The sequence below is a fragment of the Arhodomonas sp. KWT genome (assembly GCF_010993615.1).
The window spans coordinates 1-681 of record NZ_WNXE01000909.1; the positions used below are offsets into that span (position 1 = coordinate 1).

Annotated in this window: 1 protein-coding gene and 1 pseudogene; both read left to right on the plus strand. The window is 70.2% G+C overall.

The annotated features are described in order from the left end of the window. A pseudogene (gene acnA, locus G7A99_RS23215) lies at window positions 1-339 on the plus strand (aconitate hydratase); the annotation flags it as partial. 70 nt (window positions 340-409) lie between these two features. After that, window positions 410-681: hypothetical protein (locus tag G7A99_RS23220; protein WP_205600030.1), on the plus strand; the 272-nt coding region annotated here is incomplete at its 3' end.

The following is a 681-nucleotide window of genomic DNA, read 5'->3' on the forward strand; positions in this document are numbered from 1 at the left end:
AAGGGCACGCGCCTGCTCGGCGTGCAGGCGGTCATTGCCGAGGGCTATGAGCGTATCCACCGCTCCAACCTGGTCGGCTTCGGCGTCCTGCCGCTGCAGTTCAAGCAGGGCGACAGTGCCGACAGCCTCGGCCTCACCGGCGAGGAGGTCTTCGACATCGCCAGCGTCGAGAACGAGCCGGAGACCGTGAAGGTCACCGCCCGCGGCGCCGACGGCAAGACCACGGAGTTCGAGGTGGACGTGCGCATCGACACGCCCACCGAGTGGGAGTATTACCGCAACGGCGGCATCCTCCACTACGTGCTTCGCCAGCTCGCCGAGAACGGTCACGCGGCCTGACCCGGCCGGGTAAGGCATGACGTGACGACCAGGCCCGGCCCTCCGCGGAGGTCCGGGCCTTTTCCTTGTCATGAAGACAGCGAACGCTCGCGCCCTGCCCATGGCCTCGCTGGAACGCCGCCTGCTCGCCGGCGAATTCCTGGGGCATGTCCTGCTCGTGGTGCTGCTGCTTGGCGCCGGCGTCCACTGGCCGGTGGCCATCGCCGTGGCGATCTCTCTGGCGCTCGCCGGTCGCGCGGGCTATGTCGCTTTCTCCCGCACCCTCGCCCGCACGCTGGATGACCGTCCCGCGCCGCGCACCGGGCTCGCCGCCGGGCTTCGCGCCGGCGTTGGCGAGTGGCT